The organism is Phytohabitans kaempferiae, from assembly GCF_042433955.1.
Taxonomy (GTDB): Bacteria; Actinomycetota; Actinomycetes; order Mycobacteriales; family Micromonosporaceae; genus Phytohabitans; species Phytohabitans kaempferiae.
In genome coordinates this window covers 105,089-129,318 of the sequence record NZ_JBHLUH010000036.1, presented here as the reverse complement: position 1 = coordinate 129,318, position 24,230 = coordinate 105,089, and the positions used below count along the sequence as shown (strand labels likewise).

28 protein-coding genes are annotated in these 24,230 nt (G+C 74.5%); 13 read left to right on the top strand and 15 right to left on the bottom strand.

The features are described 5' to 3' along the window. Positions 1-138 (bottom strand): LacI family DNA-binding transcriptional regulator (locus tag ACFFIA_RS18360; RefSeq protein WP_377252572.1); only part of this gene is annotated, 138 nt, incomplete at its 3' end. A gap of 112 nt (positions 139-250) precedes the next feature. Between ACFFIA_RS18360 and ACFFIA_RS18355 the strand changes: the two genes are divergently transcribed. The 4 genes from ACFFIA_RS18355 (at position 251) to ACFFIA_RS18340 (ending at position 3,925) form a co-directional block, all read left to right on the top strand. Beyond that, positions 251-1,042, top strand: coding sequence for a DUF6807 domain-containing protein (locus ACFFIA_RS18355; RefSeq protein ID WP_377252566.1), 792 nt, complete (start codon positions 251-253; stop codon positions 1,040-1,042). Between the two features lie 71 nt (positions 1,043-1,113). After that, positions 1,114-2,505 (top strand): class II 3-deoxy-7-phosphoheptulonate synthase, encoded by a 1,392-nt coding sequence (locus tag ACFFIA_RS18350; RefSeq protein WP_377252564.1) that lies wholly within the window; start codon positions 1,114-1,116, stop codon positions 2,503-2,505. After that, a complete protein-coding gene (locus ACFFIA_RS18345; RefSeq protein ID WP_377252562.1) occupies positions 2,498-3,532 on the top strand; it encodes a threonine aldolase family protein in 1,035 nt (344 codons plus the stop codon). Before ACFFIA_RS18350 ends, ACFFIA_RS18345 begins: the two co-directional genes overlap by 8 nt. 237 nt (positions 3,533-3,769) lie before the next feature. Then, positions 3,770-3,925 (top strand): SRPBCC family protein, encoded by a 156-nt coding sequence (locus ACFFIA_RS18340; protein WP_377252560.1) that lies wholly within the window; start codon positions 3,770-3,772, stop codon positions 3,923-3,925. 1 nt (position 3,926) lies between these two features. Here ACFFIA_RS18340 and bfr read toward each other — a convergent pair whose 3' ends face one another. The 5 genes from bfr to ACFFIA_RS18315 are packed head-to-tail and all read right to left on the bottom strand — an operon-like array spanning position 3,927 to position 8,282. Continuing rightward, positions 3,927-4,409 carry a bacterioferritin gene (bfr, locus tag ACFFIA_RS18335; RefSeq protein ID WP_377252558.1) on the bottom strand — a complete coding sequence of 161 codons (483 nt, stop codon included), beginning with the start codon at positions 4,407-4,409 and terminating at the stop codon, positions 3,927-3,929. Between the two features lie 57 nt (positions 4,410-4,466). Continuing rightward, on the bottom strand, positions 4,467-4,658 hold the full coding sequence (locus ACFFIA_RS18330; RefSeq protein WP_377252556.1) for a (2Fe-2S)-binding protein: 192 nt from the start codon (positions 4,656-4,658) through the stop codon (positions 4,467-4,469). Positions 4,659-4,714: 56 nt separating this feature from the next. After that, the gene (locus ACFFIA_RS18325) at positions 4,715-5,698 is read right to left on the bottom strand and encodes a deoxyribonuclease IV (RefSeq protein WP_377252554.1); all 984 of its coding nucleotides are present in this window, start codon (positions 5,696-5,698) and stop codon (positions 4,715-4,717) included. Beyond that, positions 5,685-7,640, bottom strand: a complete 1,956-nt coding sequence (gene pknB / locus ACFFIA_RS18320; RefSeq protein WP_377252552.1) for a Stk1 family PASTA domain-containing Ser/Thr kinase — start codon at positions 7,638-7,640, stop codon at positions 5,685-5,687. Before pknB ends, ACFFIA_RS18325 begins: the two co-directional genes overlap by 14 nt. A 42-nt stretch (positions 7,641-7,682) precedes the next feature. After that, positions 7,683-8,282 (bottom strand): hypothetical protein, encoded by a 600-nt coding sequence (locus ACFFIA_RS18315; RefSeq protein ID WP_377252549.1) that lies wholly within the window; start codon positions 8,280-8,282, stop codon positions 7,683-7,685. 144 nt (positions 8,283-8,426) lie between these two features. On the opposite strand from ACFFIA_RS18315, the gene ACFFIA_RS18310 reads away from it, so the two are divergent. The 4 genes from ACFFIA_RS18310 (at position 8,427) to ACFFIA_RS18295 (ending at position 10,047) form a co-directional block, all read left to right on the top strand. After that, the gene (locus tag ACFFIA_RS18310) at positions 8,427-8,813 is read left to right on the top strand and encodes an Rv2175c family DNA-binding protein (RefSeq protein WP_377252547.1); all 387 of its coding nucleotides are present in this window, start codon (positions 8,427-8,429) and stop codon (positions 8,811-8,813) included. Between the two features lie 2 nt (positions 8,814-8,815). Beyond that, the gene (locus ACFFIA_RS18305) at positions 8,816-9,130 is read left to right on the top strand and encodes a lycopene cyclase domain-containing protein (protein WP_377252545.1); all 315 of its coding nucleotides are present in this window, start codon (positions 8,816-8,818) and stop codon (positions 9,128-9,130) included. Next, on the top strand, positions 9,127-9,435 hold the full coding sequence (locus ACFFIA_RS18300; protein WP_377252543.1) for a lycopene cyclase domain-containing protein: 309 nt from the start codon (positions 9,127-9,129) through the stop codon (positions 9,433-9,435). The genes ACFFIA_RS18305 and ACFFIA_RS18300 overlap by 4 nt, the downstream gene beginning before the upstream one ends. A 153-nt stretch (positions 9,436-9,588) precedes the next feature. Further along, the gene (locus ACFFIA_RS18295; RefSeq protein WP_377252541.1) at positions 9,589-10,047 is read left to right on the top strand and encodes a barstar family protein; all 459 of its coding nucleotides are present in this window, start codon (positions 9,589-9,591) and stop codon (positions 10,045-10,047) included. Positions 10,048-10,102: 55 nt separating this feature from the next. Here ACFFIA_RS18295 and ACFFIA_RS18290 read toward each other — a convergent pair whose 3' ends face one another. Then, positions 10,103-11,188 (bottom strand): polyprenyl synthetase family protein, encoded by a 1,086-nt coding sequence (locus ACFFIA_RS18290; RefSeq protein ID WP_377252539.1) that lies wholly within the window; start codon positions 11,186-11,188, stop codon positions 10,103-10,105. A 9-nt stretch (positions 11,189-11,197) separates the two neighbouring features. Further along, positions 11,198-12,793, bottom strand: coding sequence for an NsdA family TPR-like regulatory protein (locus ACFFIA_RS18285; RefSeq protein ID WP_377252537.1), 1,596 nt, complete (start codon positions 12,791-12,793; stop codon positions 11,198-11,200). 269 nt (positions 12,794-13,062) lie between these two features. Between ACFFIA_RS18285 and metF the strand changes: the two genes are divergently transcribed. After that, complete coding sequence (metF, locus tag ACFFIA_RS18280) at positions 13,063-13,983, top strand: methylenetetrahydrofolate reductase [NAD(P)H] (RefSeq protein ID WP_377252535.1); 921 nt, start codon at positions 13,063-13,065, stop codon at positions 13,981-13,983. Between the two features lie 27 nt (positions 13,984-14,010). Next, positions 14,011-14,679 (top strand): CDP-alcohol phosphatidyltransferase family protein, encoded by a 669-nt coding sequence (locus tag ACFFIA_RS18275; protein ID WP_377252533.1) that lies wholly within the window; start codon positions 14,011-14,013, stop codon positions 14,677-14,679. A gap of 57 nt (positions 14,680-14,736) precedes the next feature. Here ACFFIA_RS18275 and ACFFIA_RS18270 read toward each other — a convergent pair whose 3' ends face one another. From ACFFIA_RS18270 to ACFFIA_RS18240, 7 genes are all read right to left on the bottom strand, one after another. Next, positions 14,737-16,131 carry a phytoene desaturase family protein gene (locus ACFFIA_RS18270; RefSeq protein ID WP_377252531.1) on the bottom strand — a complete coding sequence of 465 codons (1,395 nt, stop codon included), beginning with the start codon at positions 16,129-16,131 and terminating at the stop codon, positions 14,737-14,739. Beyond that, positions 16,128-17,201: a glycosyltransferase family 2 protein gene (locus ACFFIA_RS18265; RefSeq protein WP_377252529.1), complete on the bottom strand. Its 1,074-nt coding sequence runs from the start codon at positions 17,199-17,201 to the stop codon at positions 16,128-16,130. Before ACFFIA_RS18265 ends, ACFFIA_RS18270 begins: the two co-directional genes overlap by 4 nt. A 67-nt stretch (positions 17,202-17,268) precedes the next feature. After that, entirely contained in the window at positions 17,269-18,021 is a 753-nt protein-coding gene (locus tag ACFFIA_RS18260) for a carotenoid biosynthesis protein (RefSeq protein ID WP_377252527.1), read from the bottom strand. Then, entirely contained in the window at positions 18,018-18,560 is a 543-nt protein-coding gene (locus tag ACFFIA_RS18255) for a GNAT family N-acetyltransferase (RefSeq protein ID WP_377252525.1), read from the bottom strand. The genes ACFFIA_RS18260 and ACFFIA_RS18255 overlap by 4 nt, the downstream gene beginning before the upstream one ends. Further along, entirely contained in the window at positions 18,557-19,261 is a 705-nt protein-coding gene (locus ACFFIA_RS18250; RefSeq protein ID WP_377252523.1) for a monooxygenase, read from the bottom strand. Before ACFFIA_RS18250 ends, ACFFIA_RS18255 begins: the two co-directional genes overlap by 4 nt. 3 nt (positions 19,262-19,264) lie before the next feature. After that, positions 19,265-19,756, bottom strand: a complete 492-nt coding sequence (locus ACFFIA_RS18245; protein ID WP_377252521.1) for a YbaK/EbsC family protein — start codon at positions 19,754-19,756, stop codon at positions 19,265-19,267. A 42-nt stretch (positions 19,757-19,798) separates the two neighbouring features. Then, positions 19,799-20,767, bottom strand: coding sequence for an EamA family transporter (locus tag ACFFIA_RS18240; protein ID WP_377252519.1), 969 nt, complete (start codon positions 20,765-20,767; stop codon positions 19,799-19,801). A gap of 377 nt (positions 20,768-21,144) precedes the next feature. Here ACFFIA_RS18240 and ACFFIA_RS18235 point away from each other — a divergent pair, with 377 nt between their 5' ends. From ACFFIA_RS18235 to ACFFIA_RS18225, 3 genes are all read left to right on the top strand, one after another. Further along, positions 21,145-21,597 (top strand): SAV_6107 family HEPN domain-containing protein, encoded by a 453-nt coding sequence (locus ACFFIA_RS18235; protein ID WP_377252517.1) that lies wholly within the window; start codon positions 21,145-21,147, stop codon positions 21,595-21,597. A gap of 116 nt (positions 21,598-21,713) precedes the next feature. Beyond that, on the top strand, positions 21,714-22,460 hold the full coding sequence (gene imuA', locus ACFFIA_RS18230) for a DnaE2-dependent mutagenesis accessory factor ImuA' (RefSeq protein ID WP_377252515.1): 747 nt from the start codon (positions 21,714-21,716) through the stop codon (positions 22,458-22,460). Positions 22,461-22,522: 62 nt separating this feature from the next. Beyond that, positions 22,523-24,058, top strand: coding sequence for a DNA polymerase Y family protein (locus tag ACFFIA_RS18225; RefSeq protein WP_377252513.1), 1,536 nt, complete (start codon positions 22,523-22,525; stop codon positions 24,056-24,058). Positions 24,059-24,230 lie beyond the last annotated feature (172 nt).

Below are 24,230 nucleotides of genomic sequence, written 5' to 3'. Positions count from 1 at the left end.
GCGGGCGGCGTCGTTGGGGACGAAGCCCAGCTCGCTGATCGCCGCCAGCACACGGGAGCGCGTCGCGTTCGCCACGATGTCGGGGCGGTTGAGCACATTGGACACCGTGCCGACGGAGACCCCCGCGTGGTTGGCCACGTCGCGGATGCTCACCGCTGGTCCCGCCACTCGTCGGCTCCCCTCTGCCCGCTTGCCTCCCCACACCGTAGTGTGCCATGAATATAGGCAAGCGCTTTCCAGAGGGGCCGAAATGGTGGATTTGCAGGTGGCCGGACGGTCGGTCGCGGAGTACGTCGTGGAGCCGGAGATCGACCCGAAGCATGGACCCCGCCCGTACCTGCATCCGGTCCGCACGCTCGGCGGGGTGACCCTCACCGACGTGCTGCCCGAGGACCACCGTTGGCACCTGGGCGTGAGCGTGGCGATGCAGGACGTCGACGGCACCAACCTGTGGGGCGGGCGTACGTACGTGCGGGACGCCGGCTACACCTGGCTCGACGACCACGGACGGATCGTCCACGACGCGTGGCTGGAGCGGGGCGAGTCGCGGCTGGCCGAGCGGTTGCGGTGGCTCGACCCGGCGGGCGAGACCCTGTTGATCGAGGAACGGCTGATCGAGGCGGAGCCGGCGCCGCGGGGATGGGCGCTGTCGTTCGCGTTCTCGTTGACGGCTCCGGCGGAGCGTGACGTGACCCTCGGCAGCCCGGCGACGAACGGGCGACCCGGCGGCGCGGGCTACGGCGGCTTCTTCTGGCGACTGACCCCGGGCGAGCCGGAGCTGTTCACGTCCACTGTGGAAGGCGAGGAGAAGTGCAACGGCAGCGGCGACCCGTGGCTGGCGGTGCGCGGCGAGGGATACACGCTGATCTTCTCGGGCATCGAGGACGATGATCGCTGGTTCGTGCGGGCGGCCGACTATCCGGGCGTCTGCGCCGCGCTCGCCTGGGAGCGGCCGCTGGTCATCCGGGCAGGGAAGTCGCTCCGTCGGCGGTACCGGGTGATCGTGGCAGATGGTGCTCTGGAGCGTGAAACCATTCAATAACGCTGGAGTGTTCGGGGCGTGGGAGGCGGGTCACTCCCACGCCCCGCCCCGGGCACCGTAGGCTCTCTGACATGCGTCAGGAGTGGCACCAGGTGCGTAACCCCGGGCTCGAGATCGGACGCCCGACCGACGATTCTCCCGAGGTCAGGGCGCTGGGCCTTGATCACTGGCGGACGTTGCCCCGGGCGCAGACGCCGCCGTGGCCGGACACCGCGGTGGTCGACGAGGTGTGCGCGGTGCTCGACAGCGTGCCGCCGATCGTCGCGCCCTACGAGGTCGACCAGTTGCGCGAGCGGCTGGCGCTGGTGGCGGCCGGCGAGGCGTTCCTGCTTCAGGGGGGCGACTGCGCGGAGACGTTCTCCGACAACACCGACAGCCACCTCTCCGCCAACGCGCGCACGCTGCTCCAGATGGCGGTCGTGCTCACATATGGGGCGTCACTCCCCGTGGTGAAGGTGGCCCGCGTCGCCGGGCAGTACACCAAGCCCCGCTCCGCGCTCACCGACGCGCTCGGCCTGCCGGCCTACCGGGGCGACATGATCAACTCGCTGGAGGCCACTCCCGAGGCGCGGGTCGCCGACCCCCAGCGGATGATCCGGGCCTACGCCAACTCCGCCGCCGCGATGAACATGCTCCGGGCTTACCTCAACGGCGGCCTCGCCGACCTGCACGCCGTGCACGACTGGAACAAGGGGTTCGTGCGCTCCTCGCCGGCCGGTGAGCGCTACGAGGCGATCGCCCGCGAGATCGACCGGGCGCTGGCGTTCATCCAGGCGTGTGGCATGACCGACGAAGACGCGCTGCGCACGGTCACGCTCTACTGCTCCCACGAGGCGCTGGCGCTGGAGTACGACCGGGCGCTGACCCGGGTCGCCAGCGGCAAGGCGTACGGGCTCTCCGGGCACTTCCTGTGGGTCGGCGAGCGCACGCGGCAGATCGACGGGGCGCACATCGACTTCATCTCCCGGCTGGCCAACCCGATCGGCGTCAAGATCGGCCCCACCACCACGCCCGAGCAGGCGATCGAGCTGTGCGAAAAGCTCAACCCGGACAACATCCCCGGCCGCCTCACGCTGGTCGCCCGGATGGGCAACCACAAGGTGCGCGACACGCTCCCGCCGATCGTGGAAAAGGTGACCGCGAGCGGTGCCAAGGTGGTCTGGCAGTGCGACCCGATGCACGGCAACACCATCGAGTCGTCCAACGGCTACAAGACTCGCCACTTCGACCGGATCATCGACGAGGTGCTCGGCTACTTCGAGGTGCACCGCAACCTGCACACGCACCCCGGCGGGCTGCACATCGAGCTGACCGGGGAAGACGTCACCGAGTGCCTCGGCGGCGCGCAGGCGATCGAAGACGTGCACCTGCCCGACCGGTACGAGACCGCCTGCGACCCGCGCCTCAACACGCAGCAGTCGCTGGAGCTGGCCTTCCTGGTGGCGGAGATGCTGCGTGGCTGAGGCAGCCCCGGTCGACCTGCGCTCCGACACGGTCACCAAGCCCACGCCGGGCATGTGGCGGGCCATCACCGAGGCCGAGCTGGGCGACGACGTCTACGGCGAAGACCCGACGGTCAGCGCGCTGGAGGCCGAGGTCGCCGCGCTCTTCGGGCACGAGGCCGCACTCTTCGCGCCGACCGGCTCGATGGCCAACCAGATCGCGCTCCAGCTCGTCACGCCCCGGGCCAGCGAGCTGCTCTGCGACGCCGACGCGCACGTGGTGACGTACGAGGTGGGCGCCGCCGCCGCGCTGGGCGGCATTTCCACCCGCACCTGGCCGCCGGCGGGCGGGGCGATCGACCCCGACGTGGTGGCCGCGATGATCCGCCCGGACGGCTTCCACGCCGTGCCGACCCGCGCCATCGCGGTCGAGCAGACCCACAACCGGCGGGGCGGCGAGGTCATCCCGCTGGCCACGCTCCAGCGGCTGCGCGAGGTCGCCGACACCGCCGGGCTCGCGCTGCACTGCGACGGCGCCCGCGTCTGGAACGCCCATGTGGCCGAGGGCGTGCCCCTCGCGACGTACGGCGCGCTCTTCGACACGCTCTCGGTCTGCCTCTCCAAGGGCCTCGGCGCGCCGGTGGGCTCGCTCGTGGTGGGGAGCGCCGAGCGGATCGCCGAGGGACGGGTCATCCGCAAGCGACTGGGCGGCGGCATGCGGCAGGCCGGCGTGCTGGCCGCCGCCGGCCGGTACGCGATCGCCCACCACATCGACCGCCTTGCCGACGACCACGCCCGGGCCGCGCGCCTGGGCGAGTCGCTGGCGCCGTTCGGCGTGCTTGCGGGCACCGTCCGCACCAACATCGTGGCCCTCGACCTCACCCACGCCGCCATCGACGCGCCGGCCCTGGGCGCGGCGGCGCGGGCCGAGGGCGTGCTGGTCTCGGTGCTGGGGCCGCGGGTCGCCCGCCTGGTCACCCACCTCGACCTCGACGACCCGGCCATCGACCGCGCGATCGAGGTGCTGACCCGGATCCTCAAGGGCTAGGCGTCGGTTCCAAGAGACAGATCCGGGCTACCGCGATGTGCGTCGCGGTCCAGACCGCCGCTCCCGCGGCCGCACCCTCCGCGGTTTCACGACCCCCGCATCCGGAACCACATGCACCAGCAGCCCGAGTGGGCCCTGCGGGGTCCGAACAGTGACCAGGTCGTCCCACCGTGACGCGTGCGCGGCGTGTACCTCGATGCGGGTCACGGCCCGAGCTTACCTGCGGATCGCACCTGGATGCCGATGGTCGCGGCGGGCTGGCACATCTGCCTCGACGTGGCCGAGTGGCTGCTCGTCGGTCGGCCGCTCGGGGCCATCGTCGGGGAGGAAGCCAAGAAGTACGGCTGGGAGGAGCTGCGCGACGCCTACGCCGCGCGGCTCGGGCGGGGCTGAGCTACGACGGGTCGGGGTGCTCTGTCACGTTTTGCAGGTAGAGCGCCTCGCCCAGCTTCTCGATCAGGCCGAGCTGGGTCTCGAGGTAGTCGACGTGGTGCTCCTCGTCCTCGAGGATGTCCTCGAAGATCTTGGCCGAGGTGATGTCGCCGATCGACCGCATGTACTCGATGCCGCGACGCAGCCGATCGACCGCCTCCAGCTCGATCTTCATGTCGCACTCGAACTGCTCCTTGACCGTCTCGCCGATCCGGAGCGCGAAGAGCTTCTGGTAGTTGGGCAGGCCGTCGAGGAAGAGAATGCGGTCGGTCAGCACCTCGGCGTGCCGCATCTCGTCGATCGACTCGTGCTTCGTGAACTTGGCGAGCTTGGTGTAGCCCCAGTTCTCCTGCATCTTCGCGTGCAGGAAGTACTGATTGATCGCGGTCAACTCCGCAGTCAGTTGCTCGTTGAGAAACTCGATGACGCGAGCGTCGCCTTGCATGCCGAAAGACCCCTCACAGGATGTACGTGTGGGGGTGAGCCTACGCCGTTGCGCAGGTCAGGCGGCTAGTGGGAGCAACGTGTCGGCGGAGTTCTCCTCGTCGATCAGGTCACAGATGCGGTCCAGGCAGGTGCCACAACCGGTGCCGGCGCCGCACGCGTCGCCCACCGACTCCTCGCAGCGGGCCCCCAGCCGGATGGCTGCGCGGACCTCGCCCTCGCGGACGCGTGCGCAGATGCAGACGTACATCGAAAGCCCCTACTGTGGTTAGCCTGGCCTCAGTAAGGTTGCCCTAAAACTCCAGGTCACGCAAGAGGCCGTAGCCGTTTCAGGGCGGCAATGTCCGACGCATGACCCACAAATCCCTCGGTGGGCGTTTCCACCACCACGGGTACGCCAGCCGTCGCCGGATGCCGCATCAGCTCGCCGAACGCGGCCTCGCCGATCATGCCCTTGCCGATCGTCTCGTGCCGGTCGCGGGTCGAGCCGCACGGGTCGCGGGAGTCGTTGGCGTGTACGAGCCACAGCCGGTCCGGGCCCACCGCCGCCACCAGCGCGTCCAGCGTCGCCGACATGCCGCCCGGCGTGGCCAGGTCTTCTCCGGCCGCCCAGGCGTGGCAGGTGTCGAAGCAGACGCCCAGCCAGGGATGGCGCTCGACCGCGTCGAGGTAGGGCGCCAGGTGCTCCACGCGCGAGGCCAGCGACCGCCCGCCGCCCGCAGTGGGCTCCACGAGCAGCTTCGGCCCGCCGGTCGCCGCGGCGCGGTCGAGCAGGGGGAGCAGCGCCTCGCGTACCTGCTTCATGGCGACGCCGGCGTACCCCTCGTCGACCGCGCTGCCGGCGTGGAAGACGACCCCGGCGGCACCGATCGCCGCGCCCCGCGTCAGGGCGTGCGCGAGCGTGGCGACCGACCGCTCGACCGTGGCCGGTGTCGGCGAACCGAGGTTGACCAGCAGCGACGCGTGGATGTACGCGGCGAGCCCGCGCTCGGCGCATCCGGCCAGGAACGCCTCGTCCTGCGCCGGGTCACCGGGCGGCAGCGCCCAGCCCCGCGAGTTGGAGACGTAGACCTGGGCGACCTCGGACTCGGCACCGTCCACGTACGGCAGGGCCGCCTTCGCCAGGCCGCCCGCGGTGGGGGTGTGCGAGCCGACCGGCCGCTTGGCGGTGGTGCCGGGCGCGACCGTGGCTGCCGGCTTGGCGGCTCGGCCGGGCGCGGATGTGGTTGCCGGTCGCTTGGCGGCCCTGCCGGGCGCGGACCGTCGACGGGCGGCCTCAGAAGCAGCCAATGACGACCTCGGTGCCCGGATCCACCGGCGTGTTCTCCGGCGGGTTCTGGATCCCCACGGTGCCGTTGGGGTTGAAGTCGACGCGGACCCGCAGGCCCTGGCCCTCCAGCACCTGTTTGCCCTGCTGGCAGGGGAGCTCGACGACCCGGGCGACGATGACCTGCGGCGGGCCCTTGCTGACCTCGAGCTTGATCTCGGCGCCCTGCTCGACGCCCGAGCCGCTGGCCGGGGTCTGCGCGATCACCTGGTCCTTGGCCCGGTTGTCGTCCTTGTACTGCTCGACGACCACCAGGCCGAGCGCCTGGAGCTCGGCGCGGGCGTCGTTGATGTTCTTGCCGACGACCTCGGGCACCGTGATCGGCGCGCGTCCCTTGCTGGCGGTCAGGGTGACCGTCGTGCCGGGCTTGAGCGGTGTGCCCGGCTTGGGGTCGACCGACAGGACGATGCCGGCGGGGAGCCGGTCGTCGAACCTCGCCGGAGCCTCCTTGACGACCAGCTTGGCGCCCTCCAGGTCGACCTTTGCCTGGGCGAGGTCCTTGCCGACCACGTCGGGCACCTCGTAGCGCTCCGGGCCGAGCGAGAGGGTCAGCGTGATCGTGCCGCCCTTGACGATGCGGGCGGTCGACGGCGGGTCCTGGACGAGGACCACGTCTTGGGCGATCTCCTCGTGGTAGCGCGGATCCGCGTACCTGACCGAGAAGCCGCCACTGGCGGCCTGCGCCTCCGCCTCGGTCTTGGTCATGCTGACCAGCTCCGGGGCGACGGTGTAGCGACCGAAGCCGGCCCACCAGATGCCGACCACGGCGAGCAGCAGCAGGACCGCCGCGGCGGCCACCACCGCGAGGCGGGCCCGCGGGTCGCCGAGCAGCCGCAGACGCAGGCTGCCCAGCCGCTCGCCGAGGCCCTCCGGGGGCGGCGGCGCGGCCCGGCGGCGGCCCGTCACCGGCGGCTTCTGCTCCGGCAGCCGCGCCCACGCCGGCCGGTCGATCGGCGAGACCGGGGCGATGACCTGTGTGGGCTGGGCCACCTGGCGCAGGACGGCGGTGCTCGCGTTGGCCGAGTTGCCCAGGTCGTCGCGGACCTGCTGCACCTCGGCGAGCAGCGCGCCGGCGTCGGTCGGGCGGGCGCCCGGGTCGCGCCGCGTGGCCCGGGCGACCAGGTCGTCGAGCGCCTCGGGCAGGTTGTGCACGATCGAGGAGGGCGGCGGCACGTCGCGGTCGACGTGCTGCCAGGCGACCTCCACCGGCTTGTCGCCGTCGTACGGCACGCGGCCGGTCAGCATCTCGAAGAGCACGATGCCGGCGGAGTAGACGTCGGTGCGGGCGTCGGCGTGACCGTTGGTGACCAGCTCCGGCGCCACGTAGGCCACCGTGGCCATCAGCTGGCCGCCGACCTCGTCGTCGGCGCTCGCCTCGACCGCACGGGCCAGCCCGAAGTCGGCGACCTTCACCACACTGTCGACAAGGTTGCCCGAGCCGCCGCTCGGCGCCTCGGCGACCAGCACGTTTTCCGGCTTGACGTCGCGGTGCACCAGCCCGGCCCGGTGAGCGGCGGCGATGGCGGCGAGCATCTGCTCCAGGATGGCCAGCGCCTCGCCCGGGTTGAGCCGGCCGCGCTCGGCGAGCACGTCGCGCAGGGTGCGCCCGCGCACGTACTCCATCACCAGGTAGGGCAGGCCGCCGTGCGTGCCCTGGTCGTAGACGGCGACCACGTTGGGATGGGTGAGCAGGGCGATCGTCTTGGCCTCGTCGGTGAACCGCTCGACGAACCGCGTCTCGCGTACCTGGGCGGGGTTGATGATCTTGAGAGCGACCGTGCGCTCCAGCCGCTCGTCCACGCCCATGTACACGGTCGCCATGCCGCCGCGGGCGACCCGACCGCGGATGCGGTAGCGCCCGTCGACCAGCGTGCCCAGTAGCGTGTCGGCGACCTGTATCTCCATCGGCAGGCAGTCTATGTCTTCCGCGCGGCCGGTGGCAGGAGCCTATCCACCTGCGGTCGGCGGGTCACTCGGTCCGGGTGTGGGATCGGGCGAGGAGGTACCCGTCGGATCCGGATCCGCGCTCGTCGGCGAGGGATCCGGAGTCTTCGTGATCGGCGGCGGCGACGTGGGTTTCGGCACCGGCGGAGTCACGCAGGCACAGGTCGGGCTGGGGGTCGGCGTCGCCGTGGCGCGCCCGATGCCCTCCCGCCCGGTGGGGCTCGGCTTCGGCGTCGTGGGCGGCGGCGCGGTGGACCGGCTCGCCGACGGGCTGGGTACCGGCGCGACGCCCCGAGCGGTCGGGCTCGGCGACGTGGTACCGACCACCGCGGGCAGCCGGTCCGGCGGCGCATCCTCCTCGCTCGCCAGCGCGCTCAGGCCGTTCACCACCGCGAAGTAGGTGCCGGCCGCGCCCACCAGCGAGAGCACGCCGAACGTGGTCGCCGCCATCAGCCGCCGCCGCGGGCGGTGCGCCGGCTCGTACGCCGGGTAGATCAGCTGGGTCGGCGCGTCGTCGGCGGCGGCGGGCCGTGCCGACCGGCGGGACAGGTCGTACCGGAGCGAGCGCCAGGCGCCCGACACCTCACGGCCTACGTTCCTCACGACAAGGTCCTTCCGGCGGCCGGCCAGGGGTCACCGCCGCCCGAAAACGGGCACGTCCGCCGGCTGGGGCCGCCGTAACGCGCGAGGGTACGAGTACGTCAGGGGTGCTGGTGTGCGTCGGGTAGGGCGTGGCAGGGTGAGCGGGTGACCGATTCCGCACCGGCCTCCTCGTCACCGGCCTCTTCGTCACCGGTCTCCGGTGGACCCGCCGCGTGGCTGACCCTGCCGGAGGTCGCCGAGCGCATCGACCTGCCGGTCAACAAGGTCAACCAGCTGATCCGCGACCGCGCCCTGCTCGCCGTGCGCAGGGACGGCGCGCTGCGTGTGCCCGCCGAGCTGGTGGCCAACCGCACTGTGCTCAAGCACCTCCCTGGCGTCCTCACCCTGCTGCACGACGCTGGGTACAACGACGAAGAGGCCCTGCGGTGGCTCTACGAGCCCGACGACACACTTCCGGGGGTGCCCGCCGATGCTCTCGGCACCGGTCGGGCCACCGAGGTCAAGCGGCGGGCGCAGGCGCTGGGCTTCTGACCGTGCGCCACCTGACCTACCTGGCCGTGCTCGCCGGCTGCCTCGTCTGCGCGCTCTGGCTGGAGCCGGTGCTGCGGGTGGGCGTGGTGCGGCAGTGGCGGCGCCTGCTGCTGACGCTGGCGCCGGTCGTGGTGGTGTTCGTGCTGTGGGATCTGGCGGCGATCGCCGCCGGGCACTGGACCTTCGACCCGGCACAGACCACCGGTCTCGTGTTCCCCGGTGGGCTCCCCCTCGACGAGCTGCTCTTCTTCGTCGTGGTGCCGATGTGCGCGGTGCTCGGCTTCGAGGCCGTGCGAAAGACGCTGGGCGACCGGTGACCTACACGGCGGCGGCGCTGCTGGGCGTGGCCGGTGCGGTGATCGTCGACATCTTCGTGCTGCGTACGCGCCTGCTGCGGCGGCGGGTCTTCTGGCTGACGTACCCGATCATCGTGTTCTTCCAGCTGATCTCCAACGGCATCCTGACCGGGCGGGGGATCGTCCGCTACGACCCCGACGCCATCCTGGGCCTCCGCCTGGCGTACGCGCCGGTGGAGGACCTGCTCTTCGGCTTCGCGCTGGTCCTGTTCACCCTCTCGCTGTGGTCCTGGTGGGGCGCGCGTGACCGGAGCGTGCCCGGATAGGGCCTTCCGCCCCGTTCCCGTCCCCCGGACGGGCAGCGGGCGGGGTTGCCTGGACGGGGCGCGGCGGGGACACTTCGCCAACAGGCGCGCGTCGGTGGTCGGGGGGCCGTGATCCGGTGTCGCGCGGGGGAGAGGCTCAGGAGGGGGAGCCTGGTGACGACTCGGCTCGTCGCGGTCCTCGGCGGTGTTCGCCCGCCGGGGGTCTACCGCTGGCTGTCCCGGGCGCATCCGAGTGCCGTGCGCCGCGAGCTGGCCGCGGCGGGGTGGGCGGTGCATCCGCTCGACGGCCGGGCGCTGACCGGGCGGCTCGACCTCTTCGACCGGTGCGCCGAGGAGCTGGCGTTTCCCGGCTGGTTCGGGCGCAACTGGAACGCGTTCTCCGACTGCCTCGGCGACCTCTCCTGGCTCACCGGTGCCGGGCACGTGCTGCTCTGGGAGCACTACGGCACGCTCGCCCGCACCGACCCGAAGGCGTGGCAGCAGGCGTACCAGGTCTTCGACGGGGCGATCGGGGCGCGCGCGACGGCCGGGGTGCCGCCGCTCTACGTGCTGCTGCGCGGGGTCGGGCCGGTCGAGGAGCCAGACGGCGCCGGCACGATCCCGATGCTCTGAGCCGCGCCGGCCCGGTGCTCGGGCGTGCGGCCGGCAGCGGTCGGCGGGGCTCGGCCTACTCCGTGCGGGCCGTCGCGGCCGCGGCCAGGCCGGTGAGCACCTCGCGCGCCTCGGGCTCGACCTCGACCGCCGCCAGTGCCTCCAGCGCGACCGTGGTCAGCTCGGCGATCCGGGCCTCGGTGCGGTCGAGCGCGCCGGTCGAGGTGATCACCTGGCGCAGCGCCGCCACGCCGGCCCGGTCGAGGGCGGGGTCGCCGAGGTGCGCCTCCAGCACCGCGCGCTCCGCCTCGCCGCCCGCCTCGAAGGCCGCCGCCACCAGGTAGGTGCGCTTGCCCTCGCGCAGGTCGTCGCCGGCCGGCTTGCCGGTCTGCGCCGGGTCGCCGAACACGCCGAGCACGTCGTCGCGGAGCTGGAACGCCTCGCCCAGCGGCAGCCCGTACGCCGACAGGCCGTCCTCGACCGTGAGCGGTGCGGCGGCCAGCGCGGCGCCGAGCAGCAGCGGACGCTCCACCGTGTACTTCGCCGCCTTGTACCGGGCGACCTTGCCGGCCAGCTCGACCGAGGTGTGGGCGGTGGCCTGGGCGAAGACGTCGAGGTATTGCCCGATCGTCACCTCGGTGCGCATCTCGTCGAAGACCGGACGGGCCCGGGCGAGCGTCTCCGGCGGCAGCCCGCCCGCGTGCAGCAGCTCGTCGGACCAGACCAGGCAGAGGTCGCCGAGCAGGATCGCGGCCGAGTCGCCGAACGCGTCGGGGTCGCCGCGCCACCCCGCCGCGCGGTGGTGGGCGGCGAACCGCCGGTGGATCGCCGGCTCGCCCCGGCGCGTGTCGGAGCGGTCCATCAGGTCGTCGTGGATCAGCGCGCTGGCCTGCACGAACTCCAGCGCGGCCACGGTCGCCACGACCCGGTCGGAGTCGAGGCCGCCAGCGGCCCGGTAGCCCCAGTAGGCGAACGCGGGGCGCAGGCGCTTGCCCCCGCCGAGCACGAAGTCTTCGACCGCGTCAGCGATCGGGAGCACCGCCTCATCGACGGTGGCGAGCCAGTCGCGCCGCCGCGCGAGGAACTCGGCGAGCGCCTTGTCGACACGGGTGCGGAGGTCGGCGCGGTCGACGGGCGACGAGAGGGGGTCGTCTGCTGCCACATCACGACGCTAGTCGCTCCTGATCTCCAATGCCCTGTGGGACTCGCTCCGTGCAACTTCGGGCAGATAGGGGCGGCAGGCGCTGGCCAGCTCGGCGTAGCGCCGGACCTCGGGCACGTCGCGGTGCGCGGCCAGCCGCGACCGCACGCCGGTGACCTCGGCGGCCGCCCGCGCCGAGCCGGAGCGCACCGCGTCGAGCAGCGCGGTGCCGGCCACCTCGCCGGCCCGCTCCACCTCGCCCAGATCCAGGCAAACCCGGGCAAGCCAGGCGCCGTACAGCGCGGTGGTGCGCGGCTGACCGGTGCGGCGCACGGCCGCGGTGAGCAGCGGCTCGGCGCGCAGCGGGCGGCCGAGGGCGGCGAGGCAGCGGCCGGTCAGCGCGGCCAGCTCCGCCTCGTCCAGCCAGTACAGCCAGGACGGATCGTGCGCCGGGTCACGCCGGGCGGCGGCGGTGGCGGCCTGCCCGAGCGCGGTGTGCGCGGCCCGCCGCTCACCGCACAGGGCCGCCGCGAACGCCACCCGGTGCAGCAGCAACGCCCGCAGCGTGGCCGGGGCCGAGCGGCGGGCGCCGGCCAGGCCGGTGCGGGCCAGCAGCAGCGCGCCGCGCGGGTCGCCCTGGCCAGCGAGCAGGTGGCTGGCCGAGCCGAGGACGTGCGCGGCGAGCGGGCGGTCGCCGGCACCGGCCGCGGCGGCGAGGGCCGTGCGGTAGGCGGTGAGCGCGCCCTCGGCGTCGCCCGCGTCGGCGGCGAGCCAGCCGGTGAGCTGCGCCGCCTCCGCCACCAGCCCGAGCAGCCGGCGGCTCACCGGCGCCCCCTCCGGCGGGCCGAGCGCGGCGCCCAGCTCGCGCCCGGCGGGCCCGGCCAGGTCGGCCCCGCCCACCAGGTCGTCCTGGCGGCGCAGGGCGGCCACGGTCGCGGCGACGGCGTCGGCCGGGTCACCACGCCGGCCGCCCGCCGCCACGGCACCGCCCGGTGTGCCGGCCAGCCAGGCGGCGAGCAGGTCGAGGTGGGACAGGTCACGCGCGCCGGCTCGGCCCGGCGGCGCCGGGTCGGGCCGCCGCTCGCCCCGCCTGACCGCCGGCTCACCGGAGCGAAGTGGACGGCCGCCGGGCCGCGCCGGCCGATCCGGGCTCCCGGCGGACCGGGGCGTGGGGACGGCACCGCCGGCGCGGGCGCCGCGCCCGAACGAGCCGGCGGGGTCGGCGAGCCACGCGTGGGCGAGCTGGAGCAGGTCGGCCTGGCCGGCGACCGGCGGCGGCGCGGGCGCGGTGCGCCGGGCGGGACCCCGGCGTGACCCCTCGGCGGCGACCGTGAGCTCGCCCCCGGGCACGTCGAGCACGACCGCGAGCCAGCCCAGCCAGAAGTCGCCGGGAACCCGCTCGCCGCGCTCCCAGCGGCTGACCTCGTGCCGGCTGACCGTGTGCAGGCCGGCGGCGGCGGTGAGCTGCTCCGCGACGCGCAGCTGCGACCAGCCGCGCGCCAGCCGGAGCGCGGCCAACAGGGCGCCCAGCGAACCGGGCGCGGTGGATGGTGATGGCGTGCCGCCCGGATCCTGGGCGGTGCGTCCCTCGGACACGGCGAGTCTCAGCCCCTTCGGGTGTGTCACAACCTCCTCGACGCACGTGCGGACCCCTCGGCCGCCCGGCAGCACCCAACCCCCCGGGCGCTGCCGGACGCCCCCGTAACCCCCTCGGGCGCCGCTCCCGGCCGATCAACCCCGTGGGGCCGGGAGCGGGCACCCGCGCGGCTCAATCTCTTACCGCGCGGGTACGACGTTTTCCGGCGCGGAAGATCCGTACGGGCGCCCGGCCCTGGTCACCGCCACGCTCTGAGACGGTCCGGCTGCGGGTCGGGCACAACGGATACAGTCTCTGAGTGGCACTCGGTCTCCCCTCCGTCCTCCCTGGCGGCTCCCAGCCGTCGATCGGTGACCTGATCGCCGGCCCGGTGCCGACGTTCTCGTTCGAGTTCTTCCCGCCCAAGACGCCGGAGGGGCAGTCGCTGCTGTGGCAGGCCATCCGGGAGCTTGAGCCGCTGCGGCCGTCCTTCGTCTCGATCACCTACGGTGCGGGCGGGTCGACCCGCGACACCACCGTCTCGGTCACCGAGCGGGTCGCCACCGAGACCACGCTGCTGCCGATGGCCCACCTCACCGCGGTCAACCACTCGGTCGCCGAGCTGCGCCACGTGATCGGCCGGCTGGCCGGCGTGGGCGTGCGCAACGTGCTGGCCGTGCGGGGCGACCCCCCGGGCAACCCGATGGGCGAGTGGGTGCGCCATCCCGAGGGCGTGACGTACGCGGCGGATCTGGTCCGGCTGCTCAAGGACTCCGGTGACTTCTGCGTGGGGGTGGCCGCTTTTCCGTACAAGCACCCCCGCTCGACCGACATCGCCACCGACACCGCCCGTTTCATCGACAAGTGCCGGGCCGGCGCCGACTTCGCGATCACGCAGATGTTCTTCGACGCCGACGACTACCTGCGGCTGCGTGACCGCGTGGCCGCCGCGGGCTGCGACACGCCGATCGTGCCCGGGGTCATGCCGGTGACCCGGATGGCCACGATCGAGCGGTCCGAGCAGCTCTCCGGTGCGCCGTTTCCGCCCGCGCTGCTCGAGCGCTTCGAGCGGATCGCCGACGACGCCGAGGCGGTGCGCCAGCTCGGCATCGAGCAGTGCAGCGAGATGTGCGCGCGGCTGCTCGACGAGGGCGTGCCGGGCATCCACTTCATCACGCTCAACCGTTCGACGGCGACCCGCGAGGTCTGGCAGAACCTTCCAGTCGGCGCCCGCGTCTGATCGGCCCCTCAGACGGTTGATCCGAAAGTGGGGAAAGGGCGGCTGGGCTGGGACGAGTACGCGGTTGCGTGGGCCCGGCTGCACGGCGGGTTCGACCCGCGTGAGGCTGGTCCGCTGGTGCGCGGCTGGCTGCGGATTTCGTACGCGATCGGGTCGGGCCTCGCCCGCGTCGGCATCCCGCCGTCCGGGGTCACGTTCGCCGGGCTGGTGTTCTCGGTCTCCGTACCGGTGCTCGCCGACCGGCCCACCATCGCGGCCGTGTTCGTGCTGCTCGCGGCGATAGCGGACAGCGCCGACGGGGCGACCGCGGTGGTCTCCGGCCGGGCGACCCGGATCGGCTACGTGTACGACTCGGTCGCCGACCGGCTGGGCGAGGCGGCCTGGCTGGTCGCGTTCTGGCTGGTGGGGGCGCCGGCGATGCTGGTGGTGGTGGCCGCCGGGCTGTCCTGGCTGCACGAGTACGTGCGCGCCCGGGTCACCGCCGCCGGCATGCGCGACATCGGCGTGGTGACGGTGGCGGAGCGGCCGACGCGGGTCTCGGTGGCGTTCGTGGGGCTGCTGATCGCGGGCGTGGCGGGGGCGGTGCAGCCCGATTTGCCCGCCGGCACGATCACGGTGGTCACGGCGGTGTGGCTGCTGCTCGCCTTCGTCGGCCTGCTCCAGCTGCTGGCCGCCTTCCACCGCGCGCTGCGCTGAGCTGACCGCCGGGCAGGCCGACGGGCCGCCGGTGGAAGGGCCGGCAGCGCGGCGGGGTCAGCGGCGGGCGGGGGCGATGGCGGTCGCGACGATCTCGGCGCTCAGCGCGACCATCGGCAGGCCGCCCCCGGGATGCACCGAGCCGCCGACCAGGAACAGCCCTTCCACCGGACCCCGGTTGGCCGGCCGGACCAGCGACCCGGCCGTGCCGTAGATCGACTCGCCGGGCGGCAGCACCTCGCGGAAGACCAGGCGGTCGCGGACCGGGACGCCGCGCGACTCCAGCACCTCCAGGATCCGGTCGGCGTACGCGTCCGCGAGCCCGGGGCGCCGCCAGTCCACCGCGTCCGGTGCCGTGCCCTGCCGCGCCGCATTGACCAGCACGAACCACGCCTCGTGCCCGGCCGGACGGACGAGCGGGTCGGCGGCCACCGTCACGTACACGGTCGGGTCGGGCGCCGGGCGGGCGCGTACGCCCCGCCCCGGATCGCCGAAGACCGCGTCGAACTCGGCGTCGTAGTCATCCGGAAAGTACACGTTGTGGTGTGCCAGGCCGGACTCGCCGCGCATCCCCAGCAGCAGCACGAACCCGGAGAGGCTGCGGTCGGCGAGCCGGGCCAGCCGCCGCGGTGCGGGCAGCAGGTCGCGGTACACGTCGCGGGCGTCCACATCGGTCACCACCACGTCGGCGGGGAGGCGGGCGCCGTTCACCCGTACCCCGTGGACCCGCCCGCCCGCCGCGTCGATGGCGGTGACCGCGGACCCGGTGCGGACGACCACGCCGAGGTCCAGGCACCGCGACAGCAGCGCGTCGGCGAGCGTGGCGAGGCCGCCGGGCAGGTACCAGCCGCCGAAGGCGAGTTCGGCGTACGCGACGGCGAGCAGCGCGGCGGGCGCCCGGCGGGGGTCGGCGCCCGCGTAGGTGGCGTACCGGTCGACGAACATCCGCAGCCGCGGGTCGCGTACCCCCACCCCGCGTAGCGTCTGCCCGGGGCGGATCGCCCAGAGGTCGGGCAGCCGCCACGCCAGCCGGGCCGTCGCCAGCGGCCCGGCGAGTTCGGTGCGGAGCACGTGCCGCCAGGAGGCGCCCCAGATCCGGGCCGCCCGCCGCCACAGGGCGGGCCACTCGGCGGCCGCGGTGGGGCCGAGTGCCGCGCCGATCCGCTCGGCGAAGGCGTCCGGGTCGCGGCACGAGTCGAGCACCGTGCCGTCCGGGAAGCGGTGACGCACGATCGGGTCGAGCGGCACCGGCTCGACCAGGTCGCCGAAGACCTCCGGCAGCGTCAGCAGGCTGGGACCGGTGTCGAAGACGAAGCCGTCCCGCGCGTACCGGGCCAGCTTGCCGCCCACCGCGTCGCCCCGCTCCAGCAGCGTCACCCGGTGCCCGGCGGTGGCCAGGCGCGCGGCCACCGCCAGCCCGCCGACGCCCGCGCCCACCACGACCACGTTCACGGCACCCTCCGACCTCGCCAGACCAGCCGGCCCCGCCGCCGCTCGCGGTAGGAGCGCGCCACCAGCCACGCGAACACCACGACCGAAACCGGGTGGGCCGCCGCGTCGGGCCAGGCCCGACCCCCGGTCGCCCGCGCCGCCACCACACGCCCCGAGACCCCCATGAGGTACGCGCACAGCCCGGCCGCCGGAGCGACGGTGACCAGGAGCAGGGGGGCGGTGTACAGGAGCAGGAGCAGCGCCACGACGGCGACCGCGCCGGCCGGCGAGCCGAAGGCCGCCCACAGCGACTTCGTGTACCCGGCGACCAGCTCGCCCCAGGAAGCGTACATCCGGCAGGTGGCCAGCCCCGACCCGTCGGCGAGCGCGATCCGCCCGCCGGAGCGCTTGACCGCGCGGGCCAGCGCCACGTCCTCGAGCACCTGGTCACGGACGCCCGCGTGGCCGCCCGCCCGGTCGTAGCCGGCCCGGTCCACCACCAGGAACTGCCCGCCCGCGGCCGCCAGCGAGGGGCGCGGCGAGCGTTCCATCGCGGGCAGCGGCAGGAACGTGAGCCACGACCACTGCAACAGCGGCTGCACGAGCCGCTGGCCCGCCGTGCCAGCCACGATCCGCGGGTACGGCGAGAGCAGGTCGACTCCGGCCGCGCGCAGCTCGGTGACGGCGGCGGCGACGGCGTGCGGGGCGAGCACCACGTCCGCGTCCACGAAGACCAGCGCGGTGGCGTGCGGGGCGAGGGCGGCGAGCTGGTGGCAGGCGTGCGGCTTGCCGAGCCAGCCGGGCGGCGGGGGCGTACCGGCGACGAGCCGCAGGCCGTGGGCGCGGACCAGGTCGGCGGTGCCGTCGGTGGAGCCGTCGTCCAGCACGATCACCTCCAGCCGCGGCACGCCTTCCAGGGCCCGGAGCGCGCGCAGGCACGGCGCCACGCGGCCGGCCTCGTCCCGCAGCGGCAGGAGCACGGCGACCCGTTCCTCCACAGTGGAGGTAGCGGTGGGGCGGCGGAGCAGCCGCGCGTTGACCACGGTGTGCGCGGTGAGCGCGGCGACCACCGCCACGAGCAGCCAGCTCACGGCAGTCCTCGCCGCGCCGTCGGCGGTCGCGAGACTCCAGGCGCGCCATGCCTGGTCGTTCGCTCGCTCACGGCGGCGCTTCCCGCAGCGACCAGGCGAGCGGGGCGGCCAGCAGCCCCATGCCGAGCGCGCCCCACAGCGCCGAGCCGGTGCCGGGCAGCTCCAGGAAGACCGCGTGGGCCAGGATGCTCGCGACGTAGGTCCACAGGTAGAGCGCGTACATCGGTGTGTCGCCCCGCCGCGTACCGGTGCGGTCGGCCACGCCGAGCAGCAGCATCATCACCAGGGCCACGGCGAGCCAGCCGAGGTAGTTGCCGATCGGTACGTCGGGGACCCCGGGCAGGGCGGGGTGCGGGTCGGCCCAGGTCCAGTACCCCGCGGCGACCATCTGCGGGTCGAGGAAGAGGTCCCAGGCGGCCAGTCCGACCGTGGCGAGCGCCACGCGGGCCGGCCGGGAGCGGACCACGCGCACCGCCGCGAGCCAGGCGGGCCAGGCCATCCAGGTCCACGCCAGCGGTACGACCACGGGCACGCCGGCCACGCGCGGGCCCAGCTCGCCGGAGTACGCGTACTCGCCGAACGGGAGGGTGGTCGCCACGCCGAGCGCCTCGACCGCGAAGCCGCCGCCCGCGGTCACCGCGACGAGCAGGGCGGCGGTGCGGGCGCCCCGGGTGAGCAGCGCGTGGCTGACCGAGGTGGCGAACCCCAGCGCCACCGTCACCACGGTGACCACCGCGCGGGCGCCGCCGCCGGTGAGCGGGTAGCTGATCTGGACGAGGACGAGGCCGCCGAGCAGGACCCAGGGCAGGCGCCCTGTCACGAGGGCAGTGGCAACTGCCGCCCCAGCACGGCGAACGCCCGCTCGTCCCCTGGGAAGCGGAAGTCGCGGAGCACGTCGACGAAATCGAAGCGCCGGTACAGCCGCCAGGCGCGGGACTGCCACTCGTCGGCCTCGGGGGTGGAGAGCAGCGTGGTCGCGCCGGTGGCCATGCGGAGCAGCGTGCGGAGCTGGCGGGCGCCCACGCCGTGCCCCTGTGCCGGCGGCCGCACGTGCAGCTCGACCACCTCGAAGCAGTCGGTGAGCCAGGTCTTGCGCGTCTCCTCGCTCAGCGCGCCGCGCACCTGGTCGTGCCACCACTGGCCGGGCGCCGACGTGTAGCCGTAGCCGAAGCCGACCAGGTGTCCGTCGCGGGTGAGCGTGGCCACCGCCCGGAAGCCGGGACGCCGCGTGTGGGTGGCGATGTAGCCGCGCCGCGCTTCCAGCAGCTCGGCCCGGTAGCCCATCGCCTCGCCGTACACCGCGACGACGTCGTCCAGCCGCCTGGTGAGGTCGTCCGGCATCCACGGCACCAACCTCATGCGCGCCCGCGCTCCCCTCCGTCGCCCCAGCCCACGACCCTACGGTCGCCGATTACCTCCAGTACGGCGAACCGGGCGAACAGGTCCTCCGCGTACCACCCTTCGGCCGGTGTGCGGAGAAGCGCCGCCCGGTGCTCCGGGTGACGGTACGCGAACTCGACGAGGTCTGCGGTGTTCCGCCACACGCTGACCGTGCCCTGCCAGCCGATCGGCGCCTCGCCGATGCCGAAGCGGGCGAGTACGCCAGGCGTGTCGGCCACCGCGGCGGCGACCGGTGGGACGGCCCGCCAGAAGGTGACCGCCTTGCGGGGACGCAGCCGGGCCCGGGTGAGCGCGAGCACCGTGCCCTCCGCGGTGCCCCTCGGCTCGCCGAACGGCGCCACGCCCGACCACCGTCCCCGGCTGGCCAGCGGGCGCAGGTCGATCCGGACGTGTCCGGTGGCGATGCGCTGCCACGCGCGGGCCACCGGCGAGCCGTCGAAGCCGCCCGCCGCCGCGTGGTCGTCCCACACGAGCAGGGCGGCGTAGCGGGTCGGGTCGGCGTCGGTGGGGCCGAAGCCGTCGCCCGTACCGGTGCCGAGGAGCTTGGCGAAGCGGACGCCGGGGATCGCGCGCAGCCGCCGCCGGTCGACGGCCATCCGGACCAGCGCGCGCGGTACGGCACAGCCGGGGACCCGCCAGGCGTGCAGCGTCACGAACACCGGCTACGCGACCTCGGCCGGGCTCCCCGCCGTGATCCGGACCAGTTCGGCGTACGTGGTGGGGAAGACCGCCTGGGGTACGCCACCGGCGGCCCAGATCTCGCCGTATCCGGCCAGCGCGCTGTCGACGAGCGTGCGCAGCGGCTTGGGGTGGCCCAGCGGCGCGACACCGCCGATGACCTGGCCGGTGTGCGTGCGGACGAAGTCGGGCGTGGCCCGCTTGAGCTTGCCCACGCCCAGGTCGGCGGCGACCCGCGCGGTGTCGACGCGGTGCGCGCCGGAGGTCAGCACCAGCAGCGGCTCGCCGTCGGCGTCGAAGATCAGCGAGTTGGCGATCTGGCCCACCTCGATGCCGAGCGCGGCGGCGGCCGCCGCCGCGGTATGTACGGCCTCGGGCAGCAGCCGGACCTCGCTGGGCTGGCCGGAGCCGTCGCGGGCGTCGGCGCCGAGCAGGGCGTCCTGGACGGCTTGCACGTTGGGGTGCGTGGTGGACATGCCGACCATCTTGCTGGTTACACCGCCGGAACGCCTCCTCCTTTACCCGGTCGGTACGGCGACCGCGCTCTCCTGCGCCTCGGCTCTGGCCGGCCGCTGTGCCCCGACCCGGGCGGTTTCGGCGAGCGCCACGCCGGCGAGTACGAGCGCGCCGCCGGCGAGCTGGGCCGTGTTCAGCGCCTCGCTCCCGCCCAGCGTGATCCATGCCACAGCCGAGGCGAGCACCGGCTCGATCATGCCGATGATGCCGACGCTGGTGGCCGGCAGGTGACGGAGCGCGGCGGCGATCAGCAGGTACGGCGCGATCGAGCCGAGCACCACCACGTACCCGCAGAGCAGCGCGATCGGCACTCCGCCAGAGGTGGCCTCGCCCAGTGGCGCCCAGCCGCCCCGCGCCGGTGCGACGGCCTGCGTGAGCAGGCCGGCCACGGCGGCGGCGCCGAACGCCCACGTGGTGAGCGACAGCGTGTCACGGCGCGCCACGCCGTGCGCGCCGAGCAGGTAGTAGAGCGCCAGGAGCACGGCCGCGCCGAGGGCGGCGAGCACGCCGAGCCCGTCGAGGCTCAGGTCACCCCACACCTGTGCGACGCAGGCGAGCCCGGCGAGGCTGAGCGCGAGCCCGCCCCAGAGCCGGGGGCGCACGGGCTGGCGCTGGCCGAAGCGGACCCAGAGGGCCACGAAGATCGGCGCGGTGTACTCGAACAGCAGCGCGATGCCCACCGGCAGCCGGGAGATCGCCGCGAAGTAGAGCATCGGGACGAGGAAGAAGCCGGCCAGCCCGTACACGATCAGGAGCGGCAGCTCGCGGCGGGTGACCGCCAGGCGGCGGCCGCGGCCCAGCACCAACATGATCGCCAGCAGGCCCAGGACGGCGCCGGCGGCCCGCAGGAAGGCCAGCTGGGGCGGCTCGATGCCGGCGCGGAGCACCAGCTTGGAGACGGTGCCGTTGACCGCGAACAGCGTGCCGGAAGCGAGCACCATGGCCACTCCCAGGGCGGGCTTCCTCGTCACGCCCGTGAGGCTACCGGCCGACTGTCAGGAGTGGAATTGCATTGTGGTCGTTACCTCCCCGGAACGCCCGGCGCCTCACCCGCCGGGCGTTGCGTTTTTGTCGTAGGGGAGGTGTACTGTCTTGGTAGTTCGAACGACTGTTCGAATGGCTCGGGTGGAGCGGTTCGCGACGCGCCATCCGAGGGCGGTTCGCGGAGACCGCGTGCGGGTCCTGACATTCGCGGGTCTGGGCCCTCAGGCAGGACCGTTGCTCGCCACCCCCGACCCCCGGGCGGCGAGCAACGGCCTCGCCGGCCGAGCCGGCCGGGTGTGAGGAGGGGAAGCGTTCACGCCCGGCCGGCGCCGTCGCACTGGACATTCGCCGAGGAGAGAGTTCCATGCCGACCAGTACGGCTCACGCACCTACCGTGCCCGCCCACGTGCTGCCGCACCGCACTCCCGCCGAGCTGCTCGTCCTTGCCCGGCGCGGGTTGGAGGAGGCGGCGCAGACCCGCCCCGACGGCCTGCGGTACGCCGCGGCCCACCTGTCCGCCCTGCGCGCCGCGGCCGCCATGCTCGCCGCCCGCGCGCAGCCGGCGCCCACCCGGCGCAACCGGGTCACCAACGTCTGGACACTGCTGCTGATGGTGGCGCCCGATCTGCGCGAGTGGGCCACCTTCTTCGCGGCCGGGGCGAGCAAGCGCGCCGCCGCCCAGGCCGGCATCCCGCGCGTGGTCACCGCCCGCGAGGCCGACGACCTGTTGCGCGCCGCCGAGCAGTTCGTGGCGGTGGTCGAGGTCGCGCTCGGCCTGGCACACCAGCCCACCCTCGACGGGCTGGCCGCCGCCTGATCCGTCCGCACCCCGCACGTCGTTCGTATGCGTACGGGGTCCGTCCGGCGTGTCCTCGCCGAGGCCCGTGGCCCACGAGGATCCGCCGGACCGGCCCTGAGAAAGTGAGTCAGGCCATGGCGGGCCAGGCGACTCTCCGGTCTGCCACGGTGGCCGGGCTGGTCCGGCCGGCCAGCGACCCCGACGTCACGGGCCGGCACCGCGTCCTGCCGGTGGCCTCCCCGCTGGGCGTGCTCCTGCCCGGCGGCGGCCTCCGCCGCGGCACCACGGTCGTGGCCGGCGGCGCCCCACATGGCGACCTCCCCACCGGTGCCCTGGGCGGCGGCTCCGCGCTGGTGCTCGCGCTGATCGCCGAGGCGTCCCGCGCCGGCTCGTGGTGCGCGATGGTCGGCATCCCCACCTTCGGCGCGGTCGCCGCCGCCGACGCCGGCATCGCACTCGACCGCCTGGCCCTGGTGCCCAACCCCGGCCCGGAGTGGGCCACCGTGGTCGCCACGCTGATCGACGGCATCGACGTGGTGGTCACCGCCGTCCCCGGCACCGTCCCCGCGGCCATCGCCAGCCGCCTTGCCGCCCGCGCCCGCCAGCGCGGCTGCGTCCTGGTGCCGTGCGGCCGGTGGGACGGCGCCGACGTGACGCTGCAGGTGATCCGCAGCGCCTGGGAGGGCCTGGGCCCCGGCCGAGGCCGGCTCCGCCAGCGCCGCGTGACCATAGTCGCCCGCGGCCGCGGCGCGGCCGCCCGCCCCAAGGAGATCACCGTCTGGATGCCCGGCGCCGCGGGCCAACCGGTGGTGGCGGTGGTCGACGTCGAGACCACCGGCCGCGCCCCGGCCCGCCGCGCCACGCTGACGCTGATCCGCTGACCCACGCCCGACCGTGGATCGGGGCACGGGGTTTGATTCGAACATTTGTTCTATGATCAAGCATGCGCACGTTGCTGGTCTGGTGTCCCGACTGGCCGGTGATGGCTCTGGAGATGGTGGAGGGCATCCCGGCGACCGGACCGGTGGCGGTGATGCGGGCCAACCGGGTGATCGCCTGCTCAGAGGCGGCGCGGGCGGAGGGCGTCAAGCGTGGGCTGCGCAAGCGGGAGGCGCAGGGGCGCTGCCCGCGACTGACCGTGGTCGAGCACGACGCGGATCGGGACGCGCGGGCGTTCGAGCCGGTGGTGGCGGCCGTCGAGGAGCTGGTGGTCGGGGTCGAGGTGATCCGGCCGGGGTCGTGTGCCCTGGCGGCCAAGGGGCCGGTGCGCTACTTCGGGGGCGAGGAGCCTACGGCGGAGCGGATCGTCGAGCGCATCGCCGAGATGTGCGGGGTGGAGAGCCAGGTGGGGATCGCGGACGGGCTGTTCGCCGCGGGACTGGCGGCGCGGGGCGGGCGGATCGTGCCGCCGGGGGAGAGCCCGGAGTTCCTGGCCGGGCTGCCCGTCGAGGCGCTTGACCGTCCACAGTTGACAGACCTGCTGCGGCGGCTCGGTGTGCGTACCCTCGGGGATTTCGCGGCCCTGCCCGCCGCGGACGTCCTGTCCCGCTTCGGGTTTGACGCGGCGCTGGCGCACCGGCTGGCGGCGGGGCGGGACCACCGGCCGCTCGCGGTCCGCCGCGTGCCGCCGGACCTGGACGTCGCCGAGACGTACGACGAGCCGCTCGACCGGGTGGACGTGGCGGCGTTCGCGGCGCGTTCGCTGGCCGAGCGGCTGCACGAGACGCTCGCCGGCCACGGGCTGGCCTGCACCCGCGTGGCGATCGAGGCGGTGACCGCGGACGGGCAGGAGCTGCACCGGGTGTGGCGGCACGACGGGCTGCTCACCGCGGCGGCCATCGCCGACCGGGTGCGGTGGCAGCTCGACGGGTGGATCTCCGGGCGGCGGGAGCGGCCGGTCTCCGGGATCGTACGGCTGCGGCTGGTCCCCGAAGGCGTGCTCACCCACGTCGGGCTCCAGCCGGGGCTGTGGGGCGAGACCGGCGAGGAGCGCGAGCGGGCGCACCGGGCGCTGCACCGGGTGCAGGGCATCCTCGGGCCGGAGGCGGTGCTCACGGCGGTGCTCGGCGGCGGTCGTTCGCCGGACGACCAGGTGCGGATGATCCCGTGGGGCGACGAGCGTACGCCGGCGCGGCCCGACCAGCCGCCCTGGCCCGGCCGCCTCCCCGCGCCGGCGCCGGCGAAGGTGCTGCCGGCGCCGGCGCGCGTGATGGTGTACGACGCCGAGGGCGCGCCGGTCGAGGTGAGCGGCCGGCTGGAGGTGAGCGCGCCGCCGGCCCGGATCGTGATCGGCTCGGCGCGGCGGGAGCAGACGGTCGAGGTGGTCGGCTGGGTCGGCCCGTGGCCGGTGGACGAGCGCTGGTGGGCGCCGGAGGAGTCGCGCCGGCGGGCCCGCTTTCAGGTCGCCCTGCCCGGCGGCTGGGGGCTGCTGCTCTCCCTCGCCGGCGGCATCTGGTCGGTGGAGGCCATCTATGACTGACCGACCGGGCCGCCGCCCGCACCCCCAGAGCGCAAGCCGCCCGCGGGAGCAGGCGGTGCGGAGCGCCGGCCGCCAGCGACGGGATCGGCCGCCGCAGGGCGCAAGCCGCCCGCAAGACCCCGCGCCCGCAGGACCAGGCAGCGCCAAGCGCGGGCCGGCAGCGACCGGATCA

What these genes read in the sequence shown, in the direction of transcription:
- ACFFIA_RS18355 (WP_377252566.1), top strand. Translation starts at nt 251, where the DNA reads ATGGTGGATTTGCAGGTGGCCGGACGGTCGGTCGCGGAGTACGTCGTG.
- ACFFIA_RS18350 (WP_377252564.1), top strand. Translation starts at nt 1,114, where the DNA reads ATGCGTCAGGAGTGGCACCAGGTGCGTAACCCCGGGCTCGAGATCGGA.
- ACFFIA_RS18340 (WP_377252560.1), top strand. Translation starts at nt 3,770, where the DNA reads ATGCCGATGGTCGCGGCGGGCTGGCACATCTGCCTCGACGTGGCCGAG.
- bfr (WP_377252558.1), bottom strand. Translation starts at nt 4,409, where the DNA reads ATGCAAGGCGACGCTCGCGTCATCGAGTTTCTCAACGAGCAACTGACT.
- ACFFIA_RS18330 (WP_377252556.1), bottom strand. Translation starts at nt 4,658, where the DNA reads ATGTACGTCTGCATCTGCGCACGCGTCCGCGAGGGCGAGGTCCGCGCA.
- pknB (WP_377252552.1), bottom strand. Translation starts at nt 7,640, where the DNA reads ATGGAGATACAGGTCGCCGACACGCTACTGGGCACGCTGGTCGACGGG.
- ACFFIA_RS18255 (WP_377252525.1), bottom strand. Translation starts at nt 18,560, where the DNA reads ATGAGGTTGGTGCCGTGGATGCCGGACGACCTCACCAGGCGGCTGGAC.
- ACFFIA_RS18245 (WP_377252521.1), bottom strand. Translation starts at nt 19,756, where the DNA reads ATGTCCACCACGCACCCCAACGTGCAAGCCGTCCAGGACGCCCTGCTC.
- ACFFIA_RS18235 (WP_377252517.1), top strand. Translation starts at nt 21,145, where the DNA reads ATGCCGACCAGTACGGCTCACGCACCTACCGTGCCCGCCCACGTGCTG.
- imuA' (WP_377252515.1), top strand. Translation starts at nt 21,714, where the DNA reads ATGGCGGGCCAGGCGACTCTCCGGTCTGCCACGGTGGCCGGGCTGGTC.
- ACFFIA_RS18225 (WP_377252513.1), top strand. Translation starts at nt 22,523, where the DNA reads ATGCGCACGTTGCTGGTCTGGTGTCCCGACTGGCCGGTGATGGCTCTG.